The organism is Pseudomonas sp. FW507-12TSA, assembly GCF_058781435.1.
On the sequence record NZ_JBYSWT010000002.1, the window covers coordinates 184005 to 209507 of the forward strand.

A 25503-nucleotide genomic window follows, 5' to 3' on the forward strand; every position below is an offset into this window, starting at 1 on the left:
GGAAACAGTCGGGTTGTCGCGAGTAGCCTGCCGCACACAAGGTTTGCGGGGCGGGCGAAACAGCGGGCGCCAGGGAGCGCGGGTATCGGAGGGCGTTGCTGGGCATCCATGTCCAAGTCCGGTCTGTGCAATACGCGGTCATTGCCGGGGCCGGCAATTTAACACCTGGCAAGGGCCCGGGCCAGGCGCACCGCGACACGGGTCCCGAGGCCCGTGTGCAGCGCGCGAGGATGACCTTAGAACGACAGTGCGGGGCCGGTGGTGTCGATGTCCGCCGCCAGCTGGCCGGGGCGCTCATCTTCTTCCAGCCCCCGCGAGGCGCGACCCACCAGCAGCGGATCGGGAGCGTGGGCGACCTTGGGGTCCTTGCCCGGGTAGTCCAGCTCGTGCAGGAAGTGGCGGATGCAGTTGATCCGGGCGCGTTTCTTGTCGTCGGACTTGATCACCGTCCACGGTGCGTCGGCGGTGTCGGTGTGGAAGAACATCGCCTGCTTGGCGCCGGTGTATTCGTCCCATTTGTCCAGGGACTTGATATCGATGGGCGAGAGTTTCCAGTGCTTGAGCGGGTCGTCGCGGCGCGAGATGAAGCGTCGCAGTTGCTCTTCGCGATTGACCGAGAACCAGAACTTGAACAGCAGGATGCCGCTGTTGCACAGCATGCGTTCCAGTTCTGGAGTCTGGCGCATGAACTCCAGGTATTGCAGGGGCGAGCAGAATTCCATGACCCGCTCGACGCCGGCGCGGTTGTACCAGGAGCGGTCGAAGAAGACCATTTCCCCTGCCGTCGGCAGGTGCTGGATGTAGCGCTGGAAGTACCACTGGCCCTTTTCCTGCTCGGAGGGTTTTTCCAGGGCGACGATCCGCGCGCCGCGAGGGTTCAGGTGCTCCATGAAGCGCTTGATGGTGCCGCCCTTGCCCGCGGCGTCGCGGCCTTCGAACAGCACCACGATGCGTTGCCCGGTTTCCTTGACCCAGTTTTGCACCTTGAGCAATTCGATCTGCAACTCGTGCTTGGCCTTCTCGTACTCGGCGCGGCGCATGCGGTTGCGATAGGGATAGTTGCCTGGCAGCTTGGCCGAGACGCTGTCTTCGTTGGAGCCACGAGGTGCGCTGGCGATCTGCAGGGTCATGGGGTTCTGTTCGAGATCGACCTCGATGGCCTTCACTGCCGCGGCCTTGGCGGGTGTGCTGCGCGGGCGGCGGGCGCGGGGTGTGGCGCTCTTGCGGGCCGGGGGCTTGGCGGGGCTGGTTGCGCTGGTCTTGGGCAGCACTTCAGGAAGGGGAAGTGCGCGGGAATCTTCACTCATGGCGGGGCCTGCGGATCTTGTTCAAAGGGGTAGCGACCAGTGTAGGGAGCGCAAAGCACCGCTCGTTGACTTCCATCAAGGTTGTGCTCGGGAGATGGCGCTAGGCGCTGGCGCAGCTGCGAAAGCAGTTCCTGCTGATACAGCGTTCGGGCGGGGAATCCAATGCAAGTACCGCCCCGTTCGGGGTGGTCTCTGGAATGTGCAAAAGATGCAGAATCATGGAGATCCGATCCCTTGTCTATTCATCCCGCCCCCGGCTGGCGTACCGGCTGTGGAGACTATTGCTGTTGTTGGGGCTGAGTACGGCGGCGCAATCGGCGCTGGCGTTCAACGTGGCCTTCGATGCCTGGTGTTCGACCCAGGCCGATCGCACCGCGGTGAGCAACGCGGTGGCGGTGGCCACTACCTGGTCCAATCATGCCTACAACCGGATCAACAACAACGAAGCGGTCTTTGGTCGTAACGGCGACCCGGTCTATCAGACATGGTCCGGCGTCTTCAGCCAGGATCGTTATCAGCGAGTGCGTGCGGTACTCGACGGAGTGCGCTTCAAGTTCAACAGTGGCAATACCCTGACGGCCCGTTGCCGGACCAACCCCGTCGATGCCTGCGACAGCGCAGATGTTATCGCGGCGACCTACGTCAATGCCCCGCGGGGACATCGAAGCCTGGTTCTGCACGGCGTTCTTCGCCTTGCCGCCACGGGGGGGCTTCGATACCCAGGCCGGTAGCGTGGTGCATGAGCTGACCCACTCGATCGGCCACACCGCCGATATCCCGGGTGGCTATGGACCGGTGGGCGCGCGTGATCTGGCGACCCATCACCCGGGCCGGGCAGTGGAAAACGCCGATAACTACGAATATTACGAGGAACAGATGCACGACTGACCTGGGCTGGTCGGGGAACGCGTCCACGCCTCGGGGCAAGCCCCGGGGCGTTTGGCGTTGGGAGGGGGTACAGCGAAGGTGTGCCTTGCCCGGGTGGGCAAGGCAGTTTGCAGCGTCAGACCTTGGCTGGGTTCTTCTTCTCCGGATCGATGCCGTACAGGGCGATGGCCTCGGCGACCTTTTCCCGTGGCAGGCTGCCTTCGTCGGCCAGGGCCTTGAGGGCGGCCACGGCGATGAAGTGACGGTCGACCTCGAAGAACCGACGCAGGGACTCACGGGTGTCCGACTGGCCGAAGCCGTCGGTGCCCAGGGCGACGAAACGGCGCTTGGGTACGAAGGGACGGATCTGGTCGGCGAAGATCTTCATGTAGTCGGTAGCGACCACCACCGGGCCTTCCTTGTCTTGCAGGCAGCTTTCCACATAGCTCACGCGAGGCTCTTGCTCGGGATGCAGCAGGTTCCAGCGCTCGGCTTCCTGGCCGTCGCGACGCAGCTCGGTCAGGCTGGTGACGCTCCAGACCTCGCTGCTGACGCCGAAGTCGGCTTCCAGCAGCTTCGCGGCGGCGTTGACTTCCTGCAGGATCGAGCCACAACCCATCAGCTGCACGTGCTTGCCCTTGTTCTGCTTGGCCGGGGCCGAGAAGCGGTACATGCCCTTGAGGATGCCTTGCTCGACGCCTTCGGGCATGTCCGGGTGGGCGTAGTTCTCGTTGAGCAGGGTGATGTAGTAGTAGATGTCCTCGTTCTCGACATACATGCGGCGCATGCCGTCCTGGATGATCACCGCCAGCTCGTAGGCATAGGTCGGATCATAGGATACGCAGCACGGGATGGTGGACGACATCACGTGGCTATGGCCGTCATCGTGCTGCAGGCCTTCGCCCATCAGCGTGGTGCGCCCGGAGGTGGCGCCGAGCAGGAAGCCACGGGCCCGGGCATCGCCGGCGGCCCAGGCCAGGTCGCCGACCCGCTGGAAGCCGAACATCGAGTAGAAGATGTAGAACGGGACGGTCATCACCCCGTGGTTGCTGTAGGAGGTACTGGCGGCGATCCACGACGAGATGGCCCCGGACTCGTTGAGTCCCTCCTGCATGATCTGGCCGTCCTTGCTCTCCTTGTAGTAGCTGAGCTGGCCGGCGTCCTGCGGGGTATACAACTGGCCCACGTGGGAGTGGATGCCGATCTGGCGGAACAGGCTTTCCATGCCGAAGGTACGGGACTCGTCCGGCACGATCGGTACTACCAGCTTGCCGATGTTCGGATCCTTGAGCAGGGTGCCGAGGATGCGCACGAAGGCCATGGTGGTGGAGATCGCCCGATCGCCGGTGCCCTTGAGCTGGGTCTCCAGGGCCGACAGCGGCGGGATCTGCAGGGACTGGGCATCGCTGAAGCGCGCCGGGATATGGCCGCCGAGCTTGCCGCGCACGGCCTTCAGGTAGTTGGCCTCGACGCTGTCCGGCGCCGGCTTGAGGTATGGCATGTCGCCCAGTTGCTCATCGCTGAGCTCCAGGCCGAAACGGTCGCGGAAGGCCTTGACCGCCTGGTCGCCCATCTTCTTGAGCTGGTGGTTGATGTTCTGGCCTTCGCCGGCCTCACCCATGCCGAAGCCCTTGACGGTCTTGGCCAGGATCACGGTCGGCCCGCCGGTGTGGCGCATGGCCGCGGCGTAGGCGTTGTAGACCTTCTCCGGATCGTGGCCGCCACGGGAGAGTTTCCAGATCTGCTCGTCGGTCATGTCGCTGACCAGTTCCAGCAGTTCGGGATACTTGCCGAAGAAGTGCTCGCGCACGTACGCGCCGTTCTGCGACTTGTAGTTCTGGTAGTCGCCGTCCACGCATTCCATCATGCGCCGGCGCAGCAGGCCACTCTTGTCCTTGTCCAGCAGGGCATCCCAGCCGCTGCCCCAGATCACCTTGATCACGTTCCAGCCAGCGGCGCGATACAGGCTTTCGAATTCCTGGACCACCTTGCTGTTGCCGCGTACCGGACCGTCTAGGCGCTGCAGGTTGCAGTTGACCACGAAGATGATGTTGTCGAGTTTTTCCCGACCGGCCAGGGAGATCGCCGCCAGGGATTCGGGCTGGTCCATCTCGCCATCGCCCAGGAACGCCCAGACCTTGCGGCCCTGGTGTTCCTTGAGGCCACGGTTCTCCAGGTAACGCATGAAGCGTGCCTGGTAGGCGGCGGTGATCGGACCCAGGCCCATGGAAACGGTGGGGAACTGCCAGAAGTCGGGCATCAGCCGTGGATGAGGGTAGGAGGACACGCCATCGCGGTCGGTTTCGCGGCGGAAGTTGTCCAGTTGCTCTTCGCTCAGGCGGCCCTCGAGGAAGGCGCGGCCGTAGATGCCTGGCGAGGAGTGGCCCTGGATGTAGACCATGTCACCGGCGAACTGCTCGGTGCGGCCACGGAAGAAGTGGTCGAAACCTACGTCGTAGAGCACTGCCGCCGAGGCATAGGAGGCAATGTGCCCGCCGACGTTGGAGTGCTTGCCGGCGCGTAGCACCATGGCCAGGGCGTTCCAGCGGATGTAGGCGTTGATCCGCTTCTCTACGGCGAGGTCGCCTGGGTAGGGCTGTTGGCGGCTGACCGGGATGGTGTTGACGTAGGGCGTGGTCACGCGCCCGTAGAAGTCGCCATGTTGGGCAACGTCGAAATCCAGCAGTTGGTCGATCAGGTAATGCGCCCGAGGGCGGCCTTCGACATTAAGAACCGATTCAATGGATTCGAGCCATTCACGAGTCTCTTGTGGATCCTCGTCGAGAAACACTGATTGTTGTGCCATCGTCGTCTCCTGGGCAGTACAGCGGGGAACACCGAGTCGTTCGGTGCCATAGCGAGGGGCATCGGCGGTTGCCGATATTGTTCAGAATCCAGATGATTGCAATTGCAATTATTCTCGGGAATTTATCGTGCACCGCGTTACAATTGCAACTAAATCGATTCTTGAAAAAAGGTGATGCATGTCTTCCAGCGAGCCGGATACCTGGTTCAGATTCGTCAGGGCCCACCGCTGCCTGATTCGCGAAATCGAACGCCGCCTGGCTGCCGCCGGGCTTCCGGCCTATGCCTGGTACGACGCCTTGTGGGGGCTGGAAAGCGGCCCTGGTGGTACCCGGCGAATGAACGAGCTGGCCGATGTCATGGCGATCGAACGCTACAACCTGACACGCTTGATCGACCGCCTGGAGGCCGAAGGCCTGGTCGAGCGCAGCCGGGCCAGCGAGGACGGCCGTGGTGCCTGCGCCTCGATCACCGAGGCCGGCAAGGTGTTGCGCAAAAAGATGTGGCGAATCTACGAAGATGCGGTCGCCGAGTTGTTCCTGGCGCAGTTCGATGAACAGCAACAGCGCTTTTTCAGTGATGCCCTGGAGCGTGCGGCCAGCGCCGCGCGCAGGAGTGGGCGAGAGGCCTAGGCCTTCATTGCAGCAGGTAGCGGCGCATGGCCTGCTTGACGTATTCCTGAGGAACCTTGCCGTCCTGGGCCAGTGCACGCAGGGCCAGGGTTGCGATCCAGCGTTTGTCCACGGTCTTGCTGGAGATCGGACGGGTCGGCAGTGAGCCGATGGAGTCGGCACCCAGGGCGACGAAGCGCGAATTCAGATGGGCACCGATCTGCTCGGCCACATGTTGGGCGTAACCGGTCACGGCGACCACCGGCGCATCCTCGACGTTCAGGCTGTCGCGCAGATGCGATGAACGCCGCGGCAGGTCCGGGTGCATGCGGTTCCAGCGCAGGGCGCTGTCGGCATCCCGGGCCAGTCGGGTATAGCTGGGGCAACTCCACAGTTCGCAACCCACGCCCCAATCCTCGTGCAGGATCTGCGCCGCAGCGATCACCGCGCGCAGGCTCAGGCCGGCTCCCAGCAGGCGGACCTTGGGGCGATCGGGCCCGGCCTCCAACTCGGCGATCTTGTACATGCCTTGCAGGGCCTGGCTGACGCTGTGCTTGTCCATCGGACCGACGAAGTCATTGGGCTCGTCGTGCAGGGCCATGTAGTAGAAGCCGTTGCTTCCATCCACATACAGGCTTTTCAGCGCCGCCAACGCAATGGCCCGGGCCTCGGCACCGCTGGCCGGGTCGAAGGGCAGGCAGCGAGGATTGGCCGCCAGCCACAACGGCACCCATGGATGTGCACCCTTGGGCCAGATCGAGGAAATGGTCTCGATGTCGTTGCACAGGATCCCGCGCTGGGAGGACTCGCTCGACAGGGCGCATAACTGGGCCGATGTGGAGGAACTGGTCAGGTACAGCAGCGGTTTTTCGCTGGCGCGGGCCTGGGAACTGAAGTGCAGGGGCCAGGCGCTGATACGGGTGTGCTCGGGCGCGGCACCGGGACGCGTGTTGGAACGCACCACCCAGATGTTCTTCGCCGTTCTCGGATCCCTCTCCAGACGATTGGCGATGTCGATCATGGTGTAGAGCGGTGAAGAGCATCCTTCGCTGGCCTGGACGGCCAACGTCTGGATCTTGTCGATGCAGGCTTGCGCGGCCTCGCCGGTCTCGCGCGTGGTCCTGAAACTGGAAAAACCCATCATAACTTCGAAGCTCTCCGTGCGTTCCGTCATTCTTGCACCATACTGTACGCCTCAATATGATTGCAAATGCAATAAGATTCAAACGCAGTGACATTCGCAGCAGTCAACGGAGGACTCATGAACACGCCAAAATCCCTCACTTTCTATACCGCAGACACCCCAAACGGACAGAAAATCAGCATTTTCCTCAAGGAAGCCGGCATCGATTGTGAACGGGTGAAATTCAATCTGTCCGAAGGGCGCCAGCACTCCCCGGAGTTCCTGCAGATCAACCCCAACGGCAAGATCCCGGCGATCGTCGATCATGAGGCCGGAGTCTCGGTATTCGAGTCGGCAGCGATCCTTGGCTATCTGTCGGAAAAATACGACTGCCTTCGAGCCCAGTCGCCGACCGAACAATTGGCGGTCCAGCAATGGCTGTTCTTCCAGGTCGGCGCCATCGGTCCGATGCTCGGCCAGCTCTGGTGGTTCCTCCATGGCAGCAAGACCGCCAACCAGGAAGCCATCATGCGCTACCGCAAGGAGTCGCTGCGTATCTATGGCGTAGTCGACAGCCAGCTGGCCAAGCATGCCTACCTGGCTTCGAACAACTATTCCATCGCCGACGTCGCGGCGTTTCCCTGGTTGCGCACCCATGAGGAACTGAACCTGGATATCACTCCGTTCCGCCATGTTCGCCGTTGGCTGGATGTGATCGAAGCGCGGCCGGCGGTAAAGGCTGGCTTGGCCGACTCCCGGGAAGCCTAGGCGAACCCGGGAATGTCAGCTGGTTCGAGGAACCGCTCTGGCCCTGTCGGGAAAGAGCGGTTTTCTGCATTCATAGTGGGTACGAGGTTGGATTTACTGCCGGTTCGGTCATTGAGTCACGGGCTTCGAGAAGGTCGATAACCCCTGTTGAACTCACGTTGTAGTTAATTTGTGTAGTGATTATTTGTCTTTACTACCTAAAAGCTTTTGAGTTGAGTGTCAGGGGTGGCGAAGTCAGAGCAACAAGATTCACGGACTGAACACTATAAAGAACATGGAGTTCTTATGAACACTCAATTAGTTAGTGGCAGACAAGTAACCGATGATGAAGCTGAACTGGATTATCTGCTGAAAAATTCCTTCGAGAAGCGTCTGCCGCCCCTCGATGGCTGTCAATATGCCTATTTCACCATGCATAAAGGGCGGCAAGTAAAGCCGCTGATCTTCTCCAGTTACCCAAGACGTTGGCTGGATATCTACAAGGCTTCCAATTACCACTTGATCGATCCGGTAATCAATCATGGATTGAAGTCCATTGCCCCGTTTTCCTGGCGCGAAGCGCTTGAATCCGGGAAGCCGGGGCAGGGCGATAAATTGTTCGCTCTATCCGAGAAATACCGGATATCCACTGGTTTCACCTTCAATCTCCATGACTCCAATGGCCTGTTCGCCGCGCTCAGCATTTGTAACACCGAATTGCGGGCCGACTTCGACCAGGTCATGACCCGGCATACCGCCGAGATCCAGATGGCGCTGATCCAGTTTCACAACAGCCTGATGGACAGGTTCACACCCAATGAGCTGTTTCCCGAGAAGGACGATGCCAGCTTGTCGAATCGGGAAATGGGAGTCCTCCAATGGGTGGTCAAGGGCAAGACCTATGGGGAAATCGCCGCGATCCATGCGATTTCCGTACGCACGGTGAAATTCCACATGTCCAACATCGTGCACAAGCTGCAGGTCTGCAATGCCAAGCAGGCGGTCTACAAGGCTGTGAGCATGGGCATGGTCTGAGGCGCTCGCCTGGCGCTGGCGGAGTGTTGGCGTGGGCCTGCAGTGTGTAGTTCGTACAGGTGGTTGCCGCCCTTGGTGGCGATCATCGCCTGCAGGCGCAGGGCATTGTCTGGCGATATCGGCATCTTGAGCAGCAATACCCGCTCTCCGGGTGAGGCCTGTCCGCTGTCGAGGATCTCGTAGTGCCATCCGGCCCGGTGCACGATGCGTGACATGGCTTGGCTCACCACGGTGACGATCGCCTCCAGGCCTGTGTGGGCTCCATGGCTGTGCATGGCCAGCAGGAGCATTTCGGTCAGTGGCAGGCGCTCCAGGCCGAGGGCGCGAGAACGGGTCTTGTCGACGAAGAAGCGACTGGATTCGGCGATCAGGCGGTGCTTGGGCGCGGGCTGGCTGAAAAAACTGCGGAATGGCCCTTCCACCATGTAGGGGTGCAGCGTGTTGATCAGGCGCAGGCTGGCCAGGGGGATTCCGGTGTGGACTCCAACCAGGTAAGTGGCGTGGGGATTGTCATATTCATCGACTTCCTGGTCACCGCAGACATTGACCTTCCAATTGAGCCGGTCGGCGAAGACTTCCTTGCGCAGCCCATACAAGTTTCCCAACAAGTCCTGGGACGCATTTGTGTAGTCGATATTATAAAAACTGACTTTATCCATACTTATTGTTATTTCCATCCGAGGAATAAAGACAGGCCACCTTCATCCATCGCGCCGGGTCGCGGAAAGGATGAATTGCCTGTTTCGAGAAAGCAACTGTACCTAAGGTCAGTCTTCGCGGAAAGAATTAAACGCTCGTTTTTATAAGTGTCGATCTGCACTTAGGTACAGTTGTCGGCCTGTCGCGGAGCGATAAACATGGAGAGGATTTACCCGTGGTTTGATAACTACACCTATCCCGCAGGCGATTATTTAGCTCTTACAGGAATAATAATATGAGTGTCGTAATTACGCGTCAGGAAGTTAAGCAGGATATCACTCAGCATGAAATCTCTGCCCTGAAGACCCGTTTCAATCTTGCAGATGCCCATACTCACCAGGATCAGAGCGTAACCCAGCGCCAGATCGTCGAACGACTTCCGGAGCTGTGGTACCGCGCCCAGGGCCAGACCCAGTACCAGAGCGAACAGGAGTTCATCAAGGCGTTCTTCACCTTCCACGGCCAGGAGCACGCCCTCAAGCGCCACGACGAGATCTACCTGGTCTACGCCGCGTCGATTGCCATGCATATCACCGCGACCTACCTGCGCAAGCGTGACATGAGCGTTGGTTTGATCGAGCCGTGCTTCGACAACCTGCATGACCTGCTCAAGCACATGGAAGTACCGCTGTCGCCGCTCAACGAGTCGCTGTTCCATTCCCCGGAGCATGTCTACGCCAACCTCGAGACCGCGGCGGCCAAGGTCGACGCGATCTTCCTGGTGGACCCGAACAACCCTACCGGTTCGAGCCTGTTCGCCGAGGGCCCGGAAACCTTCATCGAGGTCGCGCGCTACTGCAAGGATCACGGCAAGCTGCTGATCCTCGACTTCTGCTTCGCCGCATTCATCAAGGCCTCCGGCGGTAGCCGCTATGACGCCTACGCGATCCTCGACGAGATCGGCACCCAGTACATCATCATGGAAGACACTGGCAAGACCTGGCCGCTGCAGGACGCCAAGTGCGCCACCATCATGTCGAGCAAGGGTATCAATGCCGATATCTACAGCATCGTCACCAGCGTGCTGCTGAACGTCTCGCCGTTCATCCTCAACGTGGTCACCCAGTACATCCTCGACAGCAGCGAAGATGGCTTCGAGTCGGTGCGCTCGGTGCTGGACATCAACCGCCAAGTGGCGCGCAAGCGTCTGGACGGAAGCTTCCTCAACTATCTGACGCCGATGGTCGACACCAGCGTGGCCTGGTTCGAAATCACTCGTGAGGGGGTGAGCGCCGATGACCTGCAGGCCTACCTGATGGACTACGACGTCTACGTGCTGCCGGGCAAGTACTTCTACTGGAGCCAGCCTGAAGCCGGGCAGAAGTACATCCGCCTGGCGCTGGCGCGCAAGCCGGAAGAGTTCCAGCAGGCGGTCGAGACCATCGCCCGGGCACTGGAGAAGTACAATGGCTGAGGCACTCTTGCCGGTGATCGATGCCACCGTCTTCATGGGCATGCATCACGCCGATCCGCAGTTGCGGGCCAAGTCGCTGGGGTTCTTCAGCCACTTCTATCAGCAGCAGGTGCAGATGAACTACGGCCAGATCGGCATCTGCGATGCCATCATCTGGAAGAAGAGCCGGCACCTGCAGGATGTCTACTACCCGTTCATGGACGTGCTGCACACCGACATGGACATCCAGCGCCAGGGCTACTGCAACGCTGTGTTGCAACGCGCCACCCGGGAGCCGGCATGGTCGCACCTGAGCGTCGAGAAGAAGTTGCTCGCCGCCCAGGTGGTGGAGTACGGCCAGCCGCTGTACACCCACGACCCGGAGCTGCGTGACCTGGCAGCCTTGCAACCCTATCTGCAGCCATTCCCCCAGCCGGCCTCCGGGCCGGCTTTTCCGGAATTCCTGCAAGGGTTGTTCGAACAGTCGAAGGAAATGCTGATCGAGCAGGAGGATTTCCATGATGTCGGCTAAGAGCATTTTCGTGCCCCTGATCTCGCCACTGGACGAGCGGTCGCAGATCTGTGAAACCAGCGTGCGCCAGTTGCTGCATGGCTCGCAGCCCTATGTCGATGGCTACATCCCTTGCCTGACTTCAGGCGAGGGCTGGCGCCTGGGCCGGCGGGACTGGCAGCGCATGCTGGAACTGACCCTGGCCTACGCCCAGGACCGTACGGTGATCGCCGGCATCGAGCGTGGCACCACCGCCGAAGTCCTGGAATATGCCCGGCTGGCCCAGGAACTGGGGGCACACGGGGTGATGTTCACCTCGCCGTTCGCCAAGGGCACTACCCAGGAGGAGATCATCGAGCATTATCGTGCCGTCCATGACGCCACGTCGCTGGATATCTTCATCTACAACGAGTCCGCGCTGTCGGGGAACGAGAAGAGCTTCGAGACCCTGATGACCATCGCTCGCCTGCCGCGGGTGATCGGCATCAAGGATTCGCCGTCGCAGCCGCGAACCCAGCAGCAGATCCAGCAGTTGCGGGCCGAAGGCCTGGACTACTTCATCGGCTGGGAGATGTCCCTGGCGCGCGACCTGGAGTCCGATGGCAACGTGGTGTCCCTGGCCAACCTGGAACCGGCGTTGTGCCGCCTGGCCATAGGCGCGCGCCAGCAAGTAGTGGCGCAGTGGGTGGAGACACTCAATGGCTACTTCGATCTGGGTGCCGACGATTGGTACGCCCAGGTGAAAAAGGAACTCAAGGCCCGGGGTGTCATCACCACTGACCGGGTGCTGGCAGAAGAGGGAGCAGCGTGATGAACGATCTTCAGAAGGAACTGTTTCTGGCCAATCGTTCCTGCATCAAGCATCTCAAGCCGCTTGACCGCCGGATCGCCGAATTCGAGCACGATTGGATTTTCTCCACCATCGACAAGACCCTCACCGCCGAGGTGCCGCGCGACCTGGCCAGCCTGCGCCAGAAGCTGGCTGACCTGGTGGAGCAGGATCGCAGCGAAGTACCGCCCAGCGCGGTGTATGTTGCCGAGCAGATGACCCTCGATGAGTTCCGGATCCTGGTCCAGGAGTTCGCCCTCGATGGCCTGACCGAGGCCCAGGTGTTCTACCACCTGATGCCGCGATTGAGCCTGGAGGCGCAGATGCCGATGCTGCGGATGATGATCGACGAGTTCGGCTCGGGGAACATCAAGCGCTCCCATACCACCTTGTACATGGATTTGCTCAAGGAACTGGAGATGCCCACCGACCTGCCGTTCTACATCGAGGCCAACTCCTCGGCAGGTTACTCATTCCCCAACATGTTCTGCTGGCTGACCATGCGCGCCGACGATCCTTCGTATTTCGCCGGGGTGATCACCTACTTCGAGACCGTGGTGCCGTTTTTCTTCGAGTGCTACACCGCGATCTGCGATCGCCTGAAGATCAAGGCCCACACCTATTACTCGGAGCATGTGCACATCGACGTGTACCACGCCATCGAAGGCCAGCGCCTGCTCAAGGCCATGGACGTGGCGGGGGACCTGGATCCGGTCAAGGCCTGGCAGGGCATCTGCATGGGCCGCGACATCACCAACGCGGCGTTCGACGCCGCCGTGGAAAAGGCCCAGCGTCTCAAGCATTTCAATCGGGAGAAGGCCGTTGAGCGAGCTATCTGAGTTCCATCGCCCCGGCACCTTCACCGTTGAGATCGACAACCAGCAGTACGAGGTGCCCCATACCTGTCCACACCGCCAGGGTTGGCTGGTTCATGGCAACATCAATGAGCAGCGCAAAAGCATCACCTGCCCCTTGCACTTCTCGGTGTTCAGCCTGGAAACCGGTGAACAGCTCAGCGGTCCACCCTGCGGACGCCTGGAGGTCAAGCGCGTGACTTCCTGACGGAAGGCCGTTTCGCATCCGCTCATCCTGCCGCACGACTTTTGGGTCGTGCGGCATTTGCGTTTGTGGAGCCCGCAGTGGCGAGGACTTTTTTACAGGCGAAAAAAAAGACCTTGGAATCCAAGGTCTTTTTTGATTTTGGTGCCCCGAGGGAGACTCGAACTCCCACTCCTTTCGAAAACGGATTTTGAATCCGCCGCGTCTACCAATTCCGCCATCAGGGCTCAATGGCGGCGAAGTATAGAGAGGCGGATACCGTTGGTCAATCGGCTTTCATGGTCAATTTTTGCTGATTCCGCTAAACTTTCCGGCCCTGCTAGACGAACCCCATCATGCGCGTTGCTGACTTTACTTTCGAGCTTCCCGATTCGCTGATCGCCCGCCACCCATTGGCCGAGCGTCGCGGTAGTCGCCTGTTGACCCTGGATGGGCCAACCGGCGCCCTGGCCCACCGTCAATTCACCGATTTGCTCGAGCATCTGCGCCCGGGCGATCTGATGGTGTTCAACAATACCCGGGTGATCCCGGCACGCCTGTTTGGCCAGAAGGCTTCCGGCGGCAAGCTGGAGATCCTCGTCGAGCGGGTGCTGGACAGCCACCGTGTGCTGGCCCATGTGCGCTCCAGCAAGTCGCCCAAGCCGGGATCGACGATCCTGGTCGATGGTGGTGGCGAGGCGCGTATGCTGGCTCGCCACGACACTTTGTTCGAGCTGGAATTCACCGAGGAGGTGTTGCCGCTGCTGGACCGGGTCGGACATATGCCGCTGCCTCCTTATATAGACCGTCCGGATGAAGGCGCAGACCGCGAGCGTTATCAGACGGTCTATGCCCAGCGCCTGGGCGCGGTGGCGGCGCCGACCGCGGGGCTGCACTTCGACCAGCCGCTGCTGCAAGCCATTGCCGCCAAGGGCGTGGAGACCGCCTTCGTGACCCTGCATGTGGGGGCTGGGACCTTCCAGCCGGTGCGGGTGGAGCGCATCGAAGATCACCATATGCATCACGAATGGCTGGAAGTCGGCCAGGACGTGGTGGATGCCGTGGCCGCATGCCGGGCCCGTGGCGGTCGGGTGGTCGCGGTAGGCACCACCAGCGTGCGTTCCCTGGAAAGCGCTGCCCGTGATGGCGTGCTCAAGCCGTTCAGCGGCGACACCGATATCTTCATCTACCCGGGCCGGCCGTTCCATGTGGTCGATGCCCTGGTGACCAATTTCCACCTGCCGGAATCCACGCTGTTGATGCTGGTTTCGGCCTTCGCCGGTTATCCCGAGACCATGGCTGCCTATCGTGCGGCGGTCGAGCATGGATACCGCTTCTTCAGCTACGGTGATGCGATGTTCATCACCCGTAATCCTGCGCCAACCGCTCCCAAGGACCTGGCCCCCGAGGAAACTGTATGAGTCGCACCTGTCGTATGTCCTTCGAGCTCCTGGCCACTGATGGCAAGGCGCGTCGCGGTCGCCTGACCTTCCCCCGCGGTACGGTGGAAACCCCGGCCTTCATGCCGGTGGGCACCTATGGCACGGTCAAGGGCATGCTGCCGCGGGATATCGAGGCCATCGGCGCCGAGATCATCCTGGGCAACACCTTCCACCTGTGGCTGCGTCCGGGCACCGAAGTGATCAAGGCCCACGGCGACCTGCATGACTTCATGCAGTGGAAAGGGCCGATCCTTACCGACTCCGGTGGCTTCCAGGTGTTCAGCCTGGGTGCCATGCGCAAGATCAAGGAAGAGGGCGTGACCTTCGCCTCGCCGGTGGACGGCGCCAAGGTGTTCATGGGGCCGGAAGAGTCGATGCAGGTGCAGCGTGACCTGGGTTCGGACATCGTGATGATCTTCGACGAATGCACGCCGTACCCGGCTGACGAGGACGTGGCGCGGATCTCCATGGAGCTGTCCCTGCGTTGGGCGCAGCGCTCAAAGAACGCCCACGGCGACAACACTGCGGCGCTGTTCGGCATCGTCCAGGGCGGCATGCACCAGGACCTGCGCATGCGCTCCCTGGAAGGCCTGGACAAGATCGGCTTCGACGGCCTGGCCATCGGCGGCCTGTCGGTGGGCGAGCCCAAGCATGAAATGATCAAGGTTCTGGACTACCTGCCAGGCCAGATGCCAGCCGACAAACCTCGTTACCTTATGGGAGTTGGCAAGCCGGAAGATCTGGTTGAGGGTGTGCGCCGCGGTGTGGACATGTTCGATTGCGTGATGCCAACCCGCAATGCCCGCAATGGGCATCTGTTCATCGACACCGGCGTGCTGAAGATCCGTAACGCGTTCCATCGCCATGATGATTCGCCCCTGGATCCAACCTGTGATTGCTATACCTGCCAGAACTTCTCCCGTGCCTATCTGCACCACTTGGACAAGTGCGGGGAAATGCTCGGAAGTATGCTCAATACCATCCATAATTTGCGCCATTACCAGCGCCTTATGGCTGGTTTGCGCGAGGCTATTCAACAAGGTACATTGGCCGCCTTTGTCGATTCCTTCTATGCCAAGCGCGGATTGTCCGTGCCGCCTTTGGATTGATTTCCAGAAGCGTCAGATACTAATTTTGCAACTATCGGAGTGCTAAATGAGCTTTTTGATCCCTGCCGCGTATGCGGATGCCGCCGCACCTGCTGCTGCCGGCCCTGCTGGCACTGGTTTCGAGTGGATTTTTCTGGTGGGTTTCCTGGTCATCTTCTATCTGATGATCTGGCGTCCACAGGCCAAGCGCGCCAAAGAGCAGAAGAACCTGCTGGGCAGCTTGCAGAAAGGCGATGAAGTTGTGACCACCGGTGGTATCGCCGGCAAGATCAACAAAGTGACCGACGATTTCGTGGTTCTGGAAGTGTCGGACTCGGTTGAGCTGAAGTTCCAGAAGGGCGCGATCGCGGCCACGCTGCCAAAAGGCACGCTGAAAGCGATCTAAGTTTCATCTTTTACCAATCGACGGGGCGCGCAAGGCGCCCCGCGTCATAACGGGCGGCGTGATGCTGAACAAATATCCTCTATGGAAGTACCTACTGATCCTGGCGGTGCTGGCGATCGGTTTTATTTATTCCGCTCCCAATCTATACCCTGATGACCCGGCCATTCAGGTCAGCGGTGCGAGCACTGCGCTGCAGGTCACTCAGGCGGATCTGGATCGTGCGAGCAAGGCGCTCACCGACGCCGGCATCAACGTCAAGGCTTCTTCCGTTGCCGCCAACGGCAAGGGCGGCCTGCTGCGCTTGATCAACAAGGAAGACCAGCTCCCGGCCAAGGATGTAGTGCGCAAGGCGCTGGGCGATGATTTCGTGGTGGCGTTGAACCTGGCGCAAACCACTCCGCAGTGGCTGCGCAATCTGGGCGCGCACCCGATGAAACTGGGTCTGGACCTTTCTGGTGGTGTGCACTTCCTGTTGGAAGTGGATATGGAGAAAGCCCTCGACGCGCGCCTGAAAGTCTATGAAGGCGACGTCAAGAGCCTGCTGCGCAAAGAGCGCCTGCGCTATCGCAGCCTGCCGCAGCTCAATGGCGCCATCCAGCTGGGCTTCAGCGACGAAGACAGCCGTGAACAGGCTCGTGCGCTGATCCGCAAGAATTTCAATGATTTCGACATCGTGCCAGCCGACCTCAACGGTCAGGCGGTGCTGCGTCTGGCGATGACCCCGGCCAAGCTGGCGGAAATCCGCGAATACTCCATCAAGCAGAACTTGACCACTGTACGTAACCGGGTCAACGAACTGGGCGTGGCCGAGCCTCTGGTCCAGCGCCAGGGCGCGAACCGGATCGTGGTCGAGCTTCCAGGCGTGCAAGACACCGCCGAAGCCAAGCGGATCCTGGGCAAGACGGCCAACCTCGAGTTCCGCCTGGCCGCCGAGCCGGGTGCCACCAAGGCTACCTCCGAGTCCTTCGAGTTCCGTGAGGGCAACCGTCCTCCTGCACTGATCGAGCGGGGCCTGATCATCACTGGTGACCAGGTGACCGATGCCCAGGCCAGCTACGACGAACACGGTCGTCCGCAGGTGAACATCAAGCTCGATGGCCATGGCGGCGAGCTGATGAACCGTTCGACCCGCAACAACGTCGGTCGTGGCATGGCGGTGATCTTCATCGAGCAGAAGCCGATCACCACCTACACCAAGCAAGTGGTGGATGGCATCGAGAAAGACGTGCCGGTGCAGTCGTTCAAGGAAGAGAAGAAGATCATCAGCCTGGCGACCATCCAGTCGCCACTGGGCAGCCAGTTCCGCATCACTGGCCTGAACGGCCAGGGCGAGTCCTCGGAACTGGCGCTGTTGCTGCGTGCCGGTGGTCTGGCTGCGCCGATGTACTTCGCCGAAGAGCGCACAATCGGTCCTAGCCTGGGTGCCGACAACATCACCAAGGGTATCGATGCCTCGTTGTGGGGCATGCTGTTCGTGTCGCTGTTCATCATCGCCATCTATCGCTTCTTCGGCTTGATCGCCACTGTGGCGCTGGCGTTGAACATGGTGCTGCTGCTGGCCCTGATGTCCCTGCTGGGGGCGACGCTGACCCTGCCGGGTATCGCCGGTATCGTACTGACCATGGGTATGGCGGTGGACGCCAACGTGCTGATCTTCTCGCGGATACGTGAGGAAATCGCTGCTGGCATGACCGTGCAACGGGCGATCAACGAAGGCTTCGGCCGGGCATTCACGGCGATCCTGGACTCCAACCTGACCACATTGCTGGTGGGTGGCATCCTTTTCGCCATGGGTACCGGTCCGGTCAAGGGCTTTGCGGTGACCATGTCCCTCGGGATCTTTACCTCGATGTTCACGGCCATCTGGCTGACCCGTGCGATGGTCAACCTGATCTTCGGCGGTCGTGACTTCAAGAAGTTGTGGATTTAAGGGGCTGCCATGTTACGTACTATCAACTTCATGGGCGTGCGCAACGTTGCGTTCGGCCTGACCGTGCTCCTGACCGTTCTGGCGTTGTTCAGCTGGTTCCACAAGGGCTTGAACTATGGCCTGGACTTCACCGGCGGTACGCTCATCGAGCTGACCTACGAGCGTCCGGCAGATGTGATGAAGGTGCGTTCGCAGTTGAACGACGCCGGCTATCACGAGGCGATCGTGCAGAGCTTCGGTGCGACCACCGACCTGCTGGTGCGGATGCCGGGCGAAGACCCGCAACTGGGCCACCAGGTGGCAGCTGCGCTGCAGAAGGTTGGCGGTGATAACCCGGCGCAGGTCAAGCGCGTCGAGTTCGTCGGTCCCCAGGTGGGTGAAGAGCTGCGTGACCAGGGCGGCCTCGGCATGCTCATGGCTCTGGGTGGCATCCTCATCTACCTGGCTTTCCGCTTCCAGTGGAAGTTCGCGGTCGGTGCGATTGTCTCGCTGATCCACGATGTAGTGGTGACCGTGGGTATCCTGTCGTTCTTCCAGATCACCTTCGACCTGACGGTGCTGGCGGCGGTACTGGCGATCATCGGCTACTCGCTCAATGACACCATCGTGGTATTCGACCGGGTGCGCGAGAACTTCCGTGTGCTGCGCAAGGCCAGCCTGATCGAGAACATCAACATCTCGACCACCCAGACCCTGTTGCGGACCATGGCGACCTCGATCTCCACCTTGCTGGCGATCATTGCCCTGTTGTTCTTCGGCGGCGATAACCTGCACGGCTTCTCCATTGCCCTGTTCGTCGGCGTATTGGCGGGTACCTACTCCTCGATCTACATCGCCAACGTGGTGCTGATCTGGCTGAAACTGAGCAGCGAGGACCTGATTCCCGCAGCCAATACCGACAAGGAAGTGGACGACCGTCCGTGAGGGCCTGACCCCTTCCAATCGTCAGCTAAAAAGGCGCGAGTGTTGAACTCGCGCCTTTTTTTTTGCTCCAAGGCTGGGAGAAGCGCGGGTTATGACCCGTATGTATGGTCAGGAGGTTCACGTGAACAAGTCGTTGCTGGTTGGTGCGGTATTGGGTGCTGTCGGTGTCACTGCCGGGGGTGCTGTGGCCACCTACAGCTTGGTTAAAAGCGGCCCTGAGTATGCGCAAGTATTGGCGGTGCAGCCGGTCAAGCAACAGATCAAGACCCCTCGTGAAGTCTGCAAGGACGTTGCCGTGACCCGGCAGCGTCCGGTCAAGGACGAGCATCAGATCCTGGGTACCGTGGCCGGTGCGGTGGGTGGCGGCTTGCTGGGCAGCATGATTGGCGGCGGTAATGGTCGCAAGATCGCCACTGTAGCTGGTGCCGTGGGCGGTGGTTATGCGGGTAACAAGGTGCAGGAGGGCATGCAGGAGCGTGACACCTACACCACGACGCAAACTCGCTGCAATACGGTCAATGACATCAGCGAGAAGGTCGTGGGTTATGACGTAAAGTACGATCTGGGTGGCAAGCAGGGCCAGGTACGGATGGATCGCGATCCGGGCAACCAGATCCCTGTGGATAAAGACGGTCGGCTGATCCTGGGGCAGAATCAGCCCGGCCAATAATGCTTTGCGCATGAGTCGGCGGCTGCCGATGGCGCGAATCGCAGGTATAAAAAAGCACCCCGCGGGGTGCTTTTTCATGCCTGTTGCTTAGCGTTTCAACGAAGCTGGCAGGTGTGGTTGGATAGCGGTCAGCACGGCCTTGAAGCACTTGGTGTTACCAGCTACCACGTGGCCTTTTTCCAGGAAGTCATGGCCGCCGGTGAAGTCGCTCACCAAGCCACCGGCTTCCTGGATCAGCAGGGCGCCTGCCGCCATGTCCCATTCGGACAGGCCCGACTCCCAGAAGGCGTCGAAGCGACCGGCGGCAACATAGGCCAGGTCCAGGCTGGCGGAGCCGGCGCGGCGAATGCCGGCGGTTTGGCCGACCAGTGCGCGGAACATGCCCAGATAGTTGTCCAGGTTGTCCATCTGGTCGTCGCGAAATGGGAAGCCGGTGCCCAGCAGTGCGCCGTCGAGGCTGGTGCGGCCGCTGACCCGCAGGCGCCGACCGTTGAGCTGGGCGCCACGACCGCGGCTGGCGGTGAATTCTTCCTGGCGAACCGGATCCAGGACCACGGCATGTTCCAGGCGACCACGGTATTTGCAGGCGATGCTTACAGCGAAGTGGGGGATGCCACGCAGGAAGTTGGTGGTGCCATCCAGTGGATCGATGATCCACAGGTACTCTTCACCTTCGATCCCGGTGCCGGCATGCAGGCCGGTTTCTTCGCCCATGATCGAGTGATTCGGATAGGCCTTGCGCAGCGCGTCGATGATCTTCTGTTCAGCGGCGCGATCGACCTCGGACACGTAGTCCTTGGCGTCTTTTTCATCGACCTTGATGGTATCCAGGCGCTCGATGGAGCGGAAAATCAGTTCACTGGCGCTGCGGGCGGCGCGCAGCGCGATATTCAGCATTGGCTGCATGGATAGGTCACCTAAGGTTGTTAAAGAAAGCCGAGCATTCTAGCAGAAAACTTTTGCAGATGAAGTTCGGAGTTCGCTTTGATTGCATCTGCCCGCCGTATGGCGCTTATGGGGGGGGCTGGATTGCCGGTGAGTTGCCGGGAGTGACGGATGGTTATTTTTAAGGCAACAGCGCGGCCCGTTCTGTAAGATTTGTTCCCCTTTCCCGTCCGAGGGCGCTTCCCTTGCTGCAGAACATTCGTGTCGTCCTGGTCAATACCAGTCATCCCGGCAATATCGGTGGGGCTGCGCGCGCCATGAAGAACATGGGGTTGTCGCGCCTGGTGCTGGTGGAGCCCCGGGTATTTCCTTCTCCTGAGGCGGATGCGCGGGCATCCGGCGCCACCGACATCCTGGAGGGTGCCCAGGTGGTCGCCACGCTCGAAGAGGCCCTGATCGGTTGTACCCTGGTGTTCGGTACCAGCGCCCGTGAGCGGAGCATTCCCTGGCCATTGCTCGATCCTCGCGAGTCGGGGGTAAAAGTCGTGGAGCAGGCGGGGCAGGGGGCACAGATCGCCCTGGTGTTCGGTCGTGAAGATTCCGGCCTGACCAACGACGAGCTGCAGCGATGTCATTTTCACGTGCATATCCCGTCGGATCCGGCGTTCAGTTCGCTGAACCTGGCAACGGCGGTGCAGGTGCTGGCCTATGAAGTGCGCGTGTCCTGGTTGGCGGTGCAAGGACAGTCGGGCGCGGCGCGCAAGGATGAAGCGGTGTCGTCCAGTGATGAGCTGGCGACCATGGATGAGCTGGAGCGATTCTACGAGCACCTGCAGCAGGCGTTGGTGGAAATCGACTTCCTCGATCCGCAAAAGCCCCGGCACTTGATGGCGCGCCTGCGCCGGCTATACGGTCGTAGCTCGGTCACTCGAGCGGAAATGAACATATTGCGCGGCATCCTCACGGAAACCCAGAAAGCGGCCCGTGGGGAGCTGCAAAAGCGGAAGGATCAGTGATGTTCGAGCGTCTGCGTGAAGATATCCAGAGCGTATTCCATCGTGACCCGGCGGCGCGCAACGCCTTCGAGGTGCTGACCTGCTATCCGGGCATGCATGCGATCTGGATCCATCGTTTGTCCGGTGCCTTGTGGGGTATGGGCTGGAAGTGGTTGGCGCGCCTGGTGTCGAACTTCGGGCGTTGGCTGACCGGGATCGAGATTCATCCTGGGGCCAAGGTGGGTCGTCGTTTCTTCATCGATCACGGCATGGGTATCGTCATCGGCGAAACGGCCGAGATTGGCGATGATGTGACGCTCTATCAGGGGGTGACCCTGGGTGGCACTAGCTGGAACAAGGGCAAGCGCCATCCGACCCTGGAAGATGGCGTGGTGGTAGGGGCGGGCGCCAAGGTGCTCGGGCCGTTCACGGTCGGTGCGGGCGCCAAGGTCGGCTCCAATGCGGTGGTGACCAAGGAAGTGCCGGCAGGGGCGACGGTGGTGGGAATCCCGGGGCGGATCATCATGAAGTCCAGCGACGAGCAGCAAGCCAAGCGCAAGGCCATGGCGGAAAAGCTCGGGTTCGATGCTTATGGCGTCAGTGAGGACATGCCCGACCCGGTGGCGCGTGCCATTGGCCAGTTGCTCGATCACCTGCAGGCGGTCGATGGTCGTCTGGAAGGGATTTGCGGTGCGCTGAAGGACCTGGGTAGCGACTATTGCGCCAAGGACTTGCCTGCGCTGCGCGAGGAAGACTTCGCCGGCGTCAAGGACAAGAGCGACAGCCGGGTCGGCTGAATGCCGGCGTCTCGGTTCCTCAGGGGCCGAGGCGCTCGCAAATAAAGGGCGAGTTGGCCGGAAACGGACCCGTAGGTCGGTTGTTGCCATCCGCTGTGCCATTACGTCGCAGACTTTGCTATGATTCGCGCGCTCTTTTGCGGGTAAACCCGACTAAAGTAGTTGGTCTTATAGTTGACTCGATTACTCGGGTATTGCATACTCGCCTCCATTCCGAAACTCCGTGGTACTTGTCCATGCGACTGACTACTAAAGGCCGATATGCGGTGACCGCCATGCTTGACCTGGCGTTGCACGCGCAACATGGCCCGGTCTCCCTGGCCGATATCTCTGAGCGCCAAGGCATCTCCCTGTCCTATCTCGAACAGCTTTTCGCCAAGCTGCGCCGTAGCAACCTGGTATCCAGCGTCCGGGGTCCCGGTGGCGGCTATCAGCTGTCGCGCGATATGCAGGGGATCCAGGTAGCCCAGGTGATCGATGCGGTGAACGAATCGGTCGATGCGACCAAATGCCAGGGATTGGGTGATTGCCATGCCGGTGACACCTGTTTGACCCATCACCTGTGGTGCGATCTGAGCCTGCAGATTCACGAATTTCTGAGCGGTATCAGCTTGGCCGACCTTGTAACCCGCCGTGAGGTGCAAGAAGTGGCCCAGCGTCAGGATCAGCGCCGTTGTAATGGCAAGGCGCCGCGCCTGGACAAGATTGAAGCGTCCGCCGTCGAATGACAGCCGAAGAGCTAGCGGCACGCCAGCCAGCCTGATTTAGGAGAGAGTCCATGAAATTGCCGATTTACCTTGATTACTCAGCGACCACGCCGGTCGATCCGCGCGTCGCGCAAAAGATGAGTGAATGCCTGCTGGTCGACGGGAACTTCGGTAACCCGGCGTCCCGCTCCCACGTGTTCGGCTGGAAAGCCGAGGAATCGGTGGAAAACGCCCGTCGCCAAGTGGCTGACCTGGTCAACGCCGACCCGCGTGAAATCGTCTGGACTTCCGGTGCCACCGAGTCCGACAACCTGGCTATCAAGGGTGTCGCGCATTTCTACCACACCAAGGGCAAGCACCTGATCACCTCGAAGATCGAGCACAAGGCTGTCCTGGACACCATGCGCCAACTCGAGCGCGAAGGTTTCGAAGTGACCTACATCGAGCCGGGTGAAGACGGCCTGATCACTCCGGCCATGGTGGAAGCAGCTCTGCGTGACGACACCATCCTGGTTTCGATCATGCATGTGAACAACGAGATCGGCACCATCAATGACATCGCCGCCATCGGCGAGCTGACCCGTTCCAAGGGCATTCTGTTCCACGTCGACGGTGCCCAGTCCACCGGCAAGGTCGAGATCGACCTGCAGGCACTGAAGGTCGACCTGATGTCGTTCTCTGCCCACAAGACCTACGGCCCCAAGGGGATCGGCGCGCTGTACGTGAGCCGCAAGCCGCGTGTTCGCCTGGAAGCCACCATGCACGGTGGCGGTCATGAGCGCGGCATGCGTTCCGGGACCCTGGCTACCCACCAGATCGTCGGCATGGGTGAAGCCTTCCGCGTCGCGAAGGAAGACATGGCGGCCGAGAACGCTCGCATCCAGGCCCTGAGCGACCGTTTCTACAAGCAGGTCGAGCACCTGGAAGAGCTTTACGTCAACGGCAGCATGACTGCCCGTGTGCCGCACAACCTGAACCTGAGCTTCAACTACGTCGAAGGCGAGTCGCTGATCATGGCGCTCAAGGACCTGGCGGTGTCGTCCGGTTCGGCCTGTACTTCGGCTTCCCTGGAGCCTTCGTACGTGCTGCGTGCCCTGGGCCGTAACGACGAGCTGGCGCACAGCTCGATCCGCTTCACCTTCGGCCGCTTCACCACCGAAGAAGAGATCGACTACGCCGCACAGAAAGTCTGCGAGGCCGTTACCAAGCTGCGCGCCCTGTCGCCGCTGTGGGACATGTACAAAGATGGCGTCGATATCTCGAAGATCGAGTGGGCGGCACACTGAATTTAAGTCGCCGCACAGGGTTCTGCAGGACGTATCGACAAGGCGGTTTGTGGAACCCCAGAGCGACTCTCTGATGAGTGAGGATTAAGAATCATGGCTTACAGCGAAAAGGTCATCGACCACTACGAGAACCCGCGTAACGTCGGCAAGATGAACGCGGAAGATCCGGATGTCGGCACCGGCATGGTCGGTGCTCCTGCCTGTGGCGACGTGATGCGCCTGCAGATCAAGGTCAATGAGCAGGGCATCATCGAAGATGCCAAGTTCAAGACCTACGGCTGCGGTTCGGCTATCGCTTCCAGCTCCCTGGCCACTGAGTGGATGAAGGGCAAGACCCTGGACGAAGCCGAGACCATCAAGAACACCCAGCTGGCTGAAGAGCTGGCCCTGCCTCCAGTGAAGATCCACTGCTCGGTACTCGCCGAGGACGCCATCAAGGCTGCCGTTCGCGACTACAAGCAGAAGAAAGGCCTGATCTGACCGATCGGCTTTCACAGATTTGGCGACAAGTAAGGAGTCACGATGGCTATCAGCATGACAGAAGCGGCTGCTCAACACGTGCGACGCTCCCTCAATGGGCGCGGCAAGGGTGATGGGATTCGCCTGGGTGTTCGCACCACGGGCTGTTCCGGCCTTGCCTATGTGCTGGAGTTCGTCGACGAGATCGGCGAGGACGACCAGGTGTTCGAAAGTCACGGCGAGAAAGTGATCATTGACCCCAAGAGCCTGTCCTACCTGGATGGCACCGAACTTGATTTCGTCAAGGAAGGGTTGAACGAAGGCTTCAAGTTCAACAACCCCAACGTGCGCGGTGAGTGTGGCTGCGGCGAAAGCTTCAACGTCTGAGGCTGCTTGTGGGTACTCCTTGTCATTTCGCCTTATTTGAGTTGCAGCCGAGTTTTCGCCTGGATCTCGATCAGTTGGCCGCGCGCTATCGTGAGTTGGCGCGCGGAGTCCATCCCGATCGCTTTGCCGACGCCCCCGAGCGTGAGCAGCGCCTGGCCCTGGAACGATCCGCCAGCCTCAACGAGGCCTACCAGACCCTCAAGAGCCCTCCCAAGCGTGCCCGTTATCTCCTGGCTCTCAAGGGCGGCGAGCTGCCGCTTGAGGTTACGGTGCACGATCCCGAGTTTCTTCTACAGCAGATGCAGTGGCGTGAAGAGCTCGAGGACTTGCAGGACAGTGCCGATCTATCGGGGGTGGCGGCGTTCAAGCGCCGGCTCAAGACCGCCCAGGAACAGCTGAACGAAAGCTTCGCAGCTTGTTGGGACGATGCCGCGCAGCGCGAGCAGGCCGAACGCCTGATGCGGCGCATGCAGTTCCTCGACAAGCTCACCTACGAAGTGCGCCAGTTAGAAGAGCGCCTCGACGATTAACCTAGTGCCGCTCCGGTCGCACGCCTGATATA

At 60.6% G+C, this 25503-nt stretch carries 28 protein-coding genes and 1 tRNA gene; 23 read left to right on the top strand and 6 right to left on the bottom strand.

The genetic code is table 11. The annotated features are described in order from the left end of the window. Positions 1-236: 236 nt before the first annotated feature. Positions 237-1130 carry a polyphosphate kinase 2 gene (ppk2, locus tag AC3WK8_RS02980; RefSeq protein WP_178087988.1) on the bottom strand — a complete coding sequence of 298 codons (894 nt, stop codon included), beginning with the start codon at positions 1128-1130 and terminating at the stop codon, positions 237-239. A gap of 395 nt (positions 1131-1525) precedes the next feature. On the opposite strand from ppk2, the gene AC3WK8_RS02985 reads away from it, so the two are divergent. Continuing rightward, entirely contained in the window at positions 1526-2038 is a 513-nt protein-coding gene (locus AC3WK8_RS02985; RefSeq protein ID WP_256592210.1) for a M35 family metalloendopeptidase, read from the top strand. Continuing rightward, on the top strand, positions 2001-2195 hold the full coding sequence (locus tag AC3WK8_RS02990; protein WP_256578539.1) for a M35 family metallo-endopeptidase: 195 nt from the start codon (positions 2001-2003) through the stop codon (positions 2193-2195). Before AC3WK8_RS02985 ends, AC3WK8_RS02990 begins: the two co-directional genes overlap by 38 nt. Positions 2196-2310: 115 nt before the next feature. Here the strand turns inward: AC3WK8_RS02990 and aceE are convergent, their stop codons facing one another. Next, complete coding sequence (aceE, locus tag AC3WK8_RS02995; RefSeq protein WP_022639709.1) at positions 2311-4980, bottom strand: pyruvate dehydrogenase (acetyl-transferring), homodimeric type; 2670 nt, start codon at positions 4978-4980, stop codon at positions 2311-2313. 178 nt (positions 4981-5158) lie between these two features. On the opposite strand from aceE, the gene AC3WK8_RS03000 reads away from it, so the two are divergent. Continuing rightward, entirely contained in the window at positions 5159-5611 is a 453-nt protein-coding gene (locus AC3WK8_RS03000; RefSeq protein ID WP_022639708.1) for a MarR family winged helix-turn-helix transcriptional regulator, read from the top strand. Between the two features lie 4 nt (positions 5612-5615). On the opposite strand, the gene AC3WK8_RS03005 is transcribed toward AC3WK8_RS03000, so the two are convergent. Continuing rightward, entirely contained in the window at positions 5616-6734 is a 1119-nt protein-coding gene (locus AC3WK8_RS03005; RefSeq protein ID WP_103324013.1) for a transketolase-like TK C-terminal-containing protein, read from the bottom strand. Positions 6735-6851: 117 nt separating this feature from the next. Here AC3WK8_RS03005 and AC3WK8_RS03010 point away from each other — a divergent pair, with 117 nt between their 5' ends. Next, entirely contained in the window at positions 6852-7481 is a 630-nt protein-coding gene (locus tag AC3WK8_RS03010; RefSeq protein ID WP_085594981.1) for a glutathione S-transferase family protein, read from the top strand. Between the two features lie 285 nt (positions 7482-7766). Continuing rightward, positions 7767-8495 carry a helix-turn-helix transcriptional regulator gene (locus AC3WK8_RS03015; protein ID WP_085594983.1) on the top strand — a complete coding sequence of 243 codons (729 nt, stop codon included), beginning with the start codon at positions 7767-7769 and terminating at the stop codon, positions 8493-8495. On the opposite strand, the gene AC3WK8_RS03020 is transcribed toward AC3WK8_RS03015, so the two are convergent. Next, entirely contained in the window at positions 8465-9100 is a 636-nt protein-coding gene (locus AC3WK8_RS03020) for an acyl-homoserine-lactone synthase (RefSeq protein WP_256592209.1), read from the bottom strand. The genes AC3WK8_RS03015 and AC3WK8_RS03020 overlap by 31 nt on opposite strands. 329 nt (positions 9101-9429) lie before the next feature. On the opposite strand from AC3WK8_RS03020, the gene AC3WK8_RS03025 reads away from it, so the two are divergent. Genes AC3WK8_RS03025 through AC3WK8_RS03045 form a run of 5 tightly spaced genes read left to right on the top strand, consistent with a single transcriptional unit; the run spans position 9430 to position 12989 of the window. Continuing rightward, complete coding sequence (locus tag AC3WK8_RS03025; protein ID WP_053131807.1) at positions 9430-10608, top strand: pyridoxal phosphate-dependent aminotransferase; 1179 nt, start codon at positions 9430-9432, stop codon at positions 10606-10608. Then, a complete protein-coding gene (locus AC3WK8_RS03030; protein ID WP_053131805.1) occupies positions 10601-11119 on the top strand; it encodes a DUF6190 family protein in 519 nt (172 codons plus the stop codon). The genes AC3WK8_RS03025 and AC3WK8_RS03030 overlap by 8 nt, the downstream gene beginning before the upstream one ends. Beyond that, positions 11109-11909 (top strand): dihydrodipicolinate synthase family protein, encoded by an 801-nt coding sequence (locus tag AC3WK8_RS03035; protein WP_103324089.1) that lies wholly within the window; start codon positions 11109-11111, stop codon positions 11907-11909. Before AC3WK8_RS03030 ends, AC3WK8_RS03035 begins: the two co-directional genes overlap by 11 nt. Continuing rightward, complete coding sequence (locus AC3WK8_RS03040; RefSeq protein ID WP_085594989.1) at positions 11909-12766, top strand: iron-containing redox enzyme family protein; 858 nt, start codon at positions 11909-11911, stop codon at positions 12764-12766. The genes AC3WK8_RS03035 and AC3WK8_RS03040 overlap by 1 nt, the downstream gene beginning before the upstream one ends. Further along, positions 12750-12989 (top strand): Rieske (2Fe-2S) protein, encoded by a 240-nt coding sequence (locus tag AC3WK8_RS03045; protein ID WP_085594991.1) that lies wholly within the window; start codon positions 12750-12752, stop codon positions 12987-12989. Before AC3WK8_RS03040 ends, AC3WK8_RS03045 begins: the two co-directional genes overlap by 17 nt. A gap of 139 nt (positions 12990-13128) precedes the next feature. Here AC3WK8_RS03045 and AC3WK8_RS03050 read toward each other — a convergent pair. Continuing rightward, a tRNA-Leu gene (locus AC3WK8_RS03050) sits at positions 13129-13213 on the bottom strand. A 108-nt stretch (positions 13214-13321) separates the two neighbouring features. Here AC3WK8_RS03050 and queA point away from each other — a divergent pair. From queA to AC3WK8_RS03080, 6 genes are all read left to right on the top strand, one after another. After that, positions 13322-14386: a tRNA preQ1(34) S-adenosylmethionine ribosyltransferase-isomerase QueA gene (gene queA, locus AC3WK8_RS03055; protein ID WP_085594997.1), complete on the top strand. Its 1065-nt coding sequence runs from the start codon at positions 13322-13324 to the stop codon at positions 14384-14386. 14 nt (positions 14387-14400) lie between these two features. Continuing rightward, positions 14401-15516, top strand: a complete 1116-nt coding sequence (gene tgt, locus AC3WK8_RS03060; protein WP_178087987.1) for a tRNA guanosine(34) transglycosylase Tgt — start codon at positions 14401-14403, stop codon at positions 15514-15516. A gap of 46 nt (positions 15517-15562) precedes the next feature. Beyond that, entirely contained in the window at positions 15563-15901 is a 339-nt protein-coding gene (yajC, locus tag AC3WK8_RS03065) for a preprotein translocase subunit YajC (RefSeq protein ID WP_011063224.1), read from the top strand. 61 nt (positions 15902-15962) lie between these two features. Further along, positions 15963-17831 (top strand): protein translocase subunit SecD, encoded by a 1869-nt coding sequence (gene secD / locus AC3WK8_RS03070; RefSeq protein ID WP_085594999.1) that lies wholly within the window; start codon positions 15963-15965, stop codon positions 17829-17831. Positions 17832-17840: 9 nt separating this feature from the next. Beyond that, positions 17841-18755, top strand: coding sequence for a protein translocase subunit SecF (secF, locus tag AC3WK8_RS03075; RefSeq protein ID WP_022640713.1), 915 nt, complete (start codon positions 17841-17843; stop codon positions 18753-18755). A gap of 121 nt (positions 18756-18876) precedes the next feature. Then, positions 18877-19425 carry a glycine zipper 2TM domain-containing protein gene (locus AC3WK8_RS03080; RefSeq protein ID WP_022640711.1) on the top strand — a complete coding sequence of 183 codons (549 nt, stop codon included), beginning with the start codon at positions 18877-18879 and terminating at the stop codon, positions 19423-19425. Between the two features lie 87 nt (positions 19426-19512). On the opposite strand, the gene suhB is transcribed toward AC3WK8_RS03080, so the two are convergent. Further along, positions 19513-20331 (bottom strand): type III secretion system regulator SuhB, encoded by an 819-nt coding sequence (suhB, locus tag AC3WK8_RS03085; RefSeq protein ID WP_007941397.1) that lies wholly within the window; start codon positions 20329-20331, stop codon positions 19513-19515. A 224-nt stretch (positions 20332-20555) separates the two neighbouring features. Between suhB and trmJ the strand changes: the two genes are divergently transcribed. From trmJ to hscB, 7 genes are all read left to right on the top strand, one after another. Continuing rightward, positions 20556-21326 (top strand): tRNA (cytosine(32)/uridine(32)-2'-O)-methyltransferase TrmJ, encoded by a 771-nt coding sequence (trmJ, locus tag AC3WK8_RS03090; RefSeq protein ID WP_103324009.1) that lies wholly within the window; start codon positions 20556-20558, stop codon positions 21324-21326. Next, positions 21326-22102 carry a serine O-acetyltransferase gene (cysE, locus tag AC3WK8_RS03095; protein WP_022640708.1) on the top strand — a complete coding sequence of 259 codons (777 nt, stop codon included), beginning with the start codon at positions 21326-21328 and terminating at the stop codon, positions 22100-22102. The genes trmJ and cysE overlap by 1 nt, the downstream gene beginning before the upstream one ends. A gap of 236 nt (positions 22103-22338) precedes the next feature. Then, positions 22339-22830: a Fe-S cluster assembly transcriptional regulator IscR gene (gene iscR, locus AC3WK8_RS03100; protein ID WP_011063217.1), complete on the top strand. Its 492-nt coding sequence runs from the start codon at positions 22339-22341 to the stop codon at positions 22828-22830. A gap of 50 nt (positions 22831-22880) precedes the next feature. Further along, positions 22881-24095, top strand: a complete 1215-nt coding sequence (locus tag AC3WK8_RS03105; protein ID WP_022640706.1) for an IscS subfamily cysteine desulfurase — start codon at positions 22881-22883, stop codon at positions 24093-24095. Positions 24096-24188: 93 nt separating this feature from the next. Next, on the top strand, positions 24189-24575 hold the full coding sequence (iscU, locus tag AC3WK8_RS03110) for a Fe-S cluster assembly scaffold IscU (RefSeq protein WP_007929523.1): 387 nt from the start codon (positions 24189-24191) through the stop codon (positions 24573-24575). Between the two features lie 42 nt (positions 24576-24617). Continuing rightward, the gene (iscA, locus tag AC3WK8_RS03115; RefSeq protein ID WP_053131791.1) at positions 24618-24941 is read left to right on the top strand and encodes an iron-sulfur cluster assembly protein IscA; all 324 of its coding nucleotides are present in this window, start codon (positions 24618-24620) and stop codon (positions 24939-24941) included. A gap of 8 nt (positions 24942-24949) precedes the next feature. Then, positions 24950-25471, top strand: coding sequence for a co-chaperone HscB (gene hscB, locus AC3WK8_RS03120; RefSeq protein WP_103324008.1), 522 nt, complete (start codon positions 24950-24952; stop codon positions 25469-25471). Positions 25472-25503: the final 32 nt, after the last annotated feature.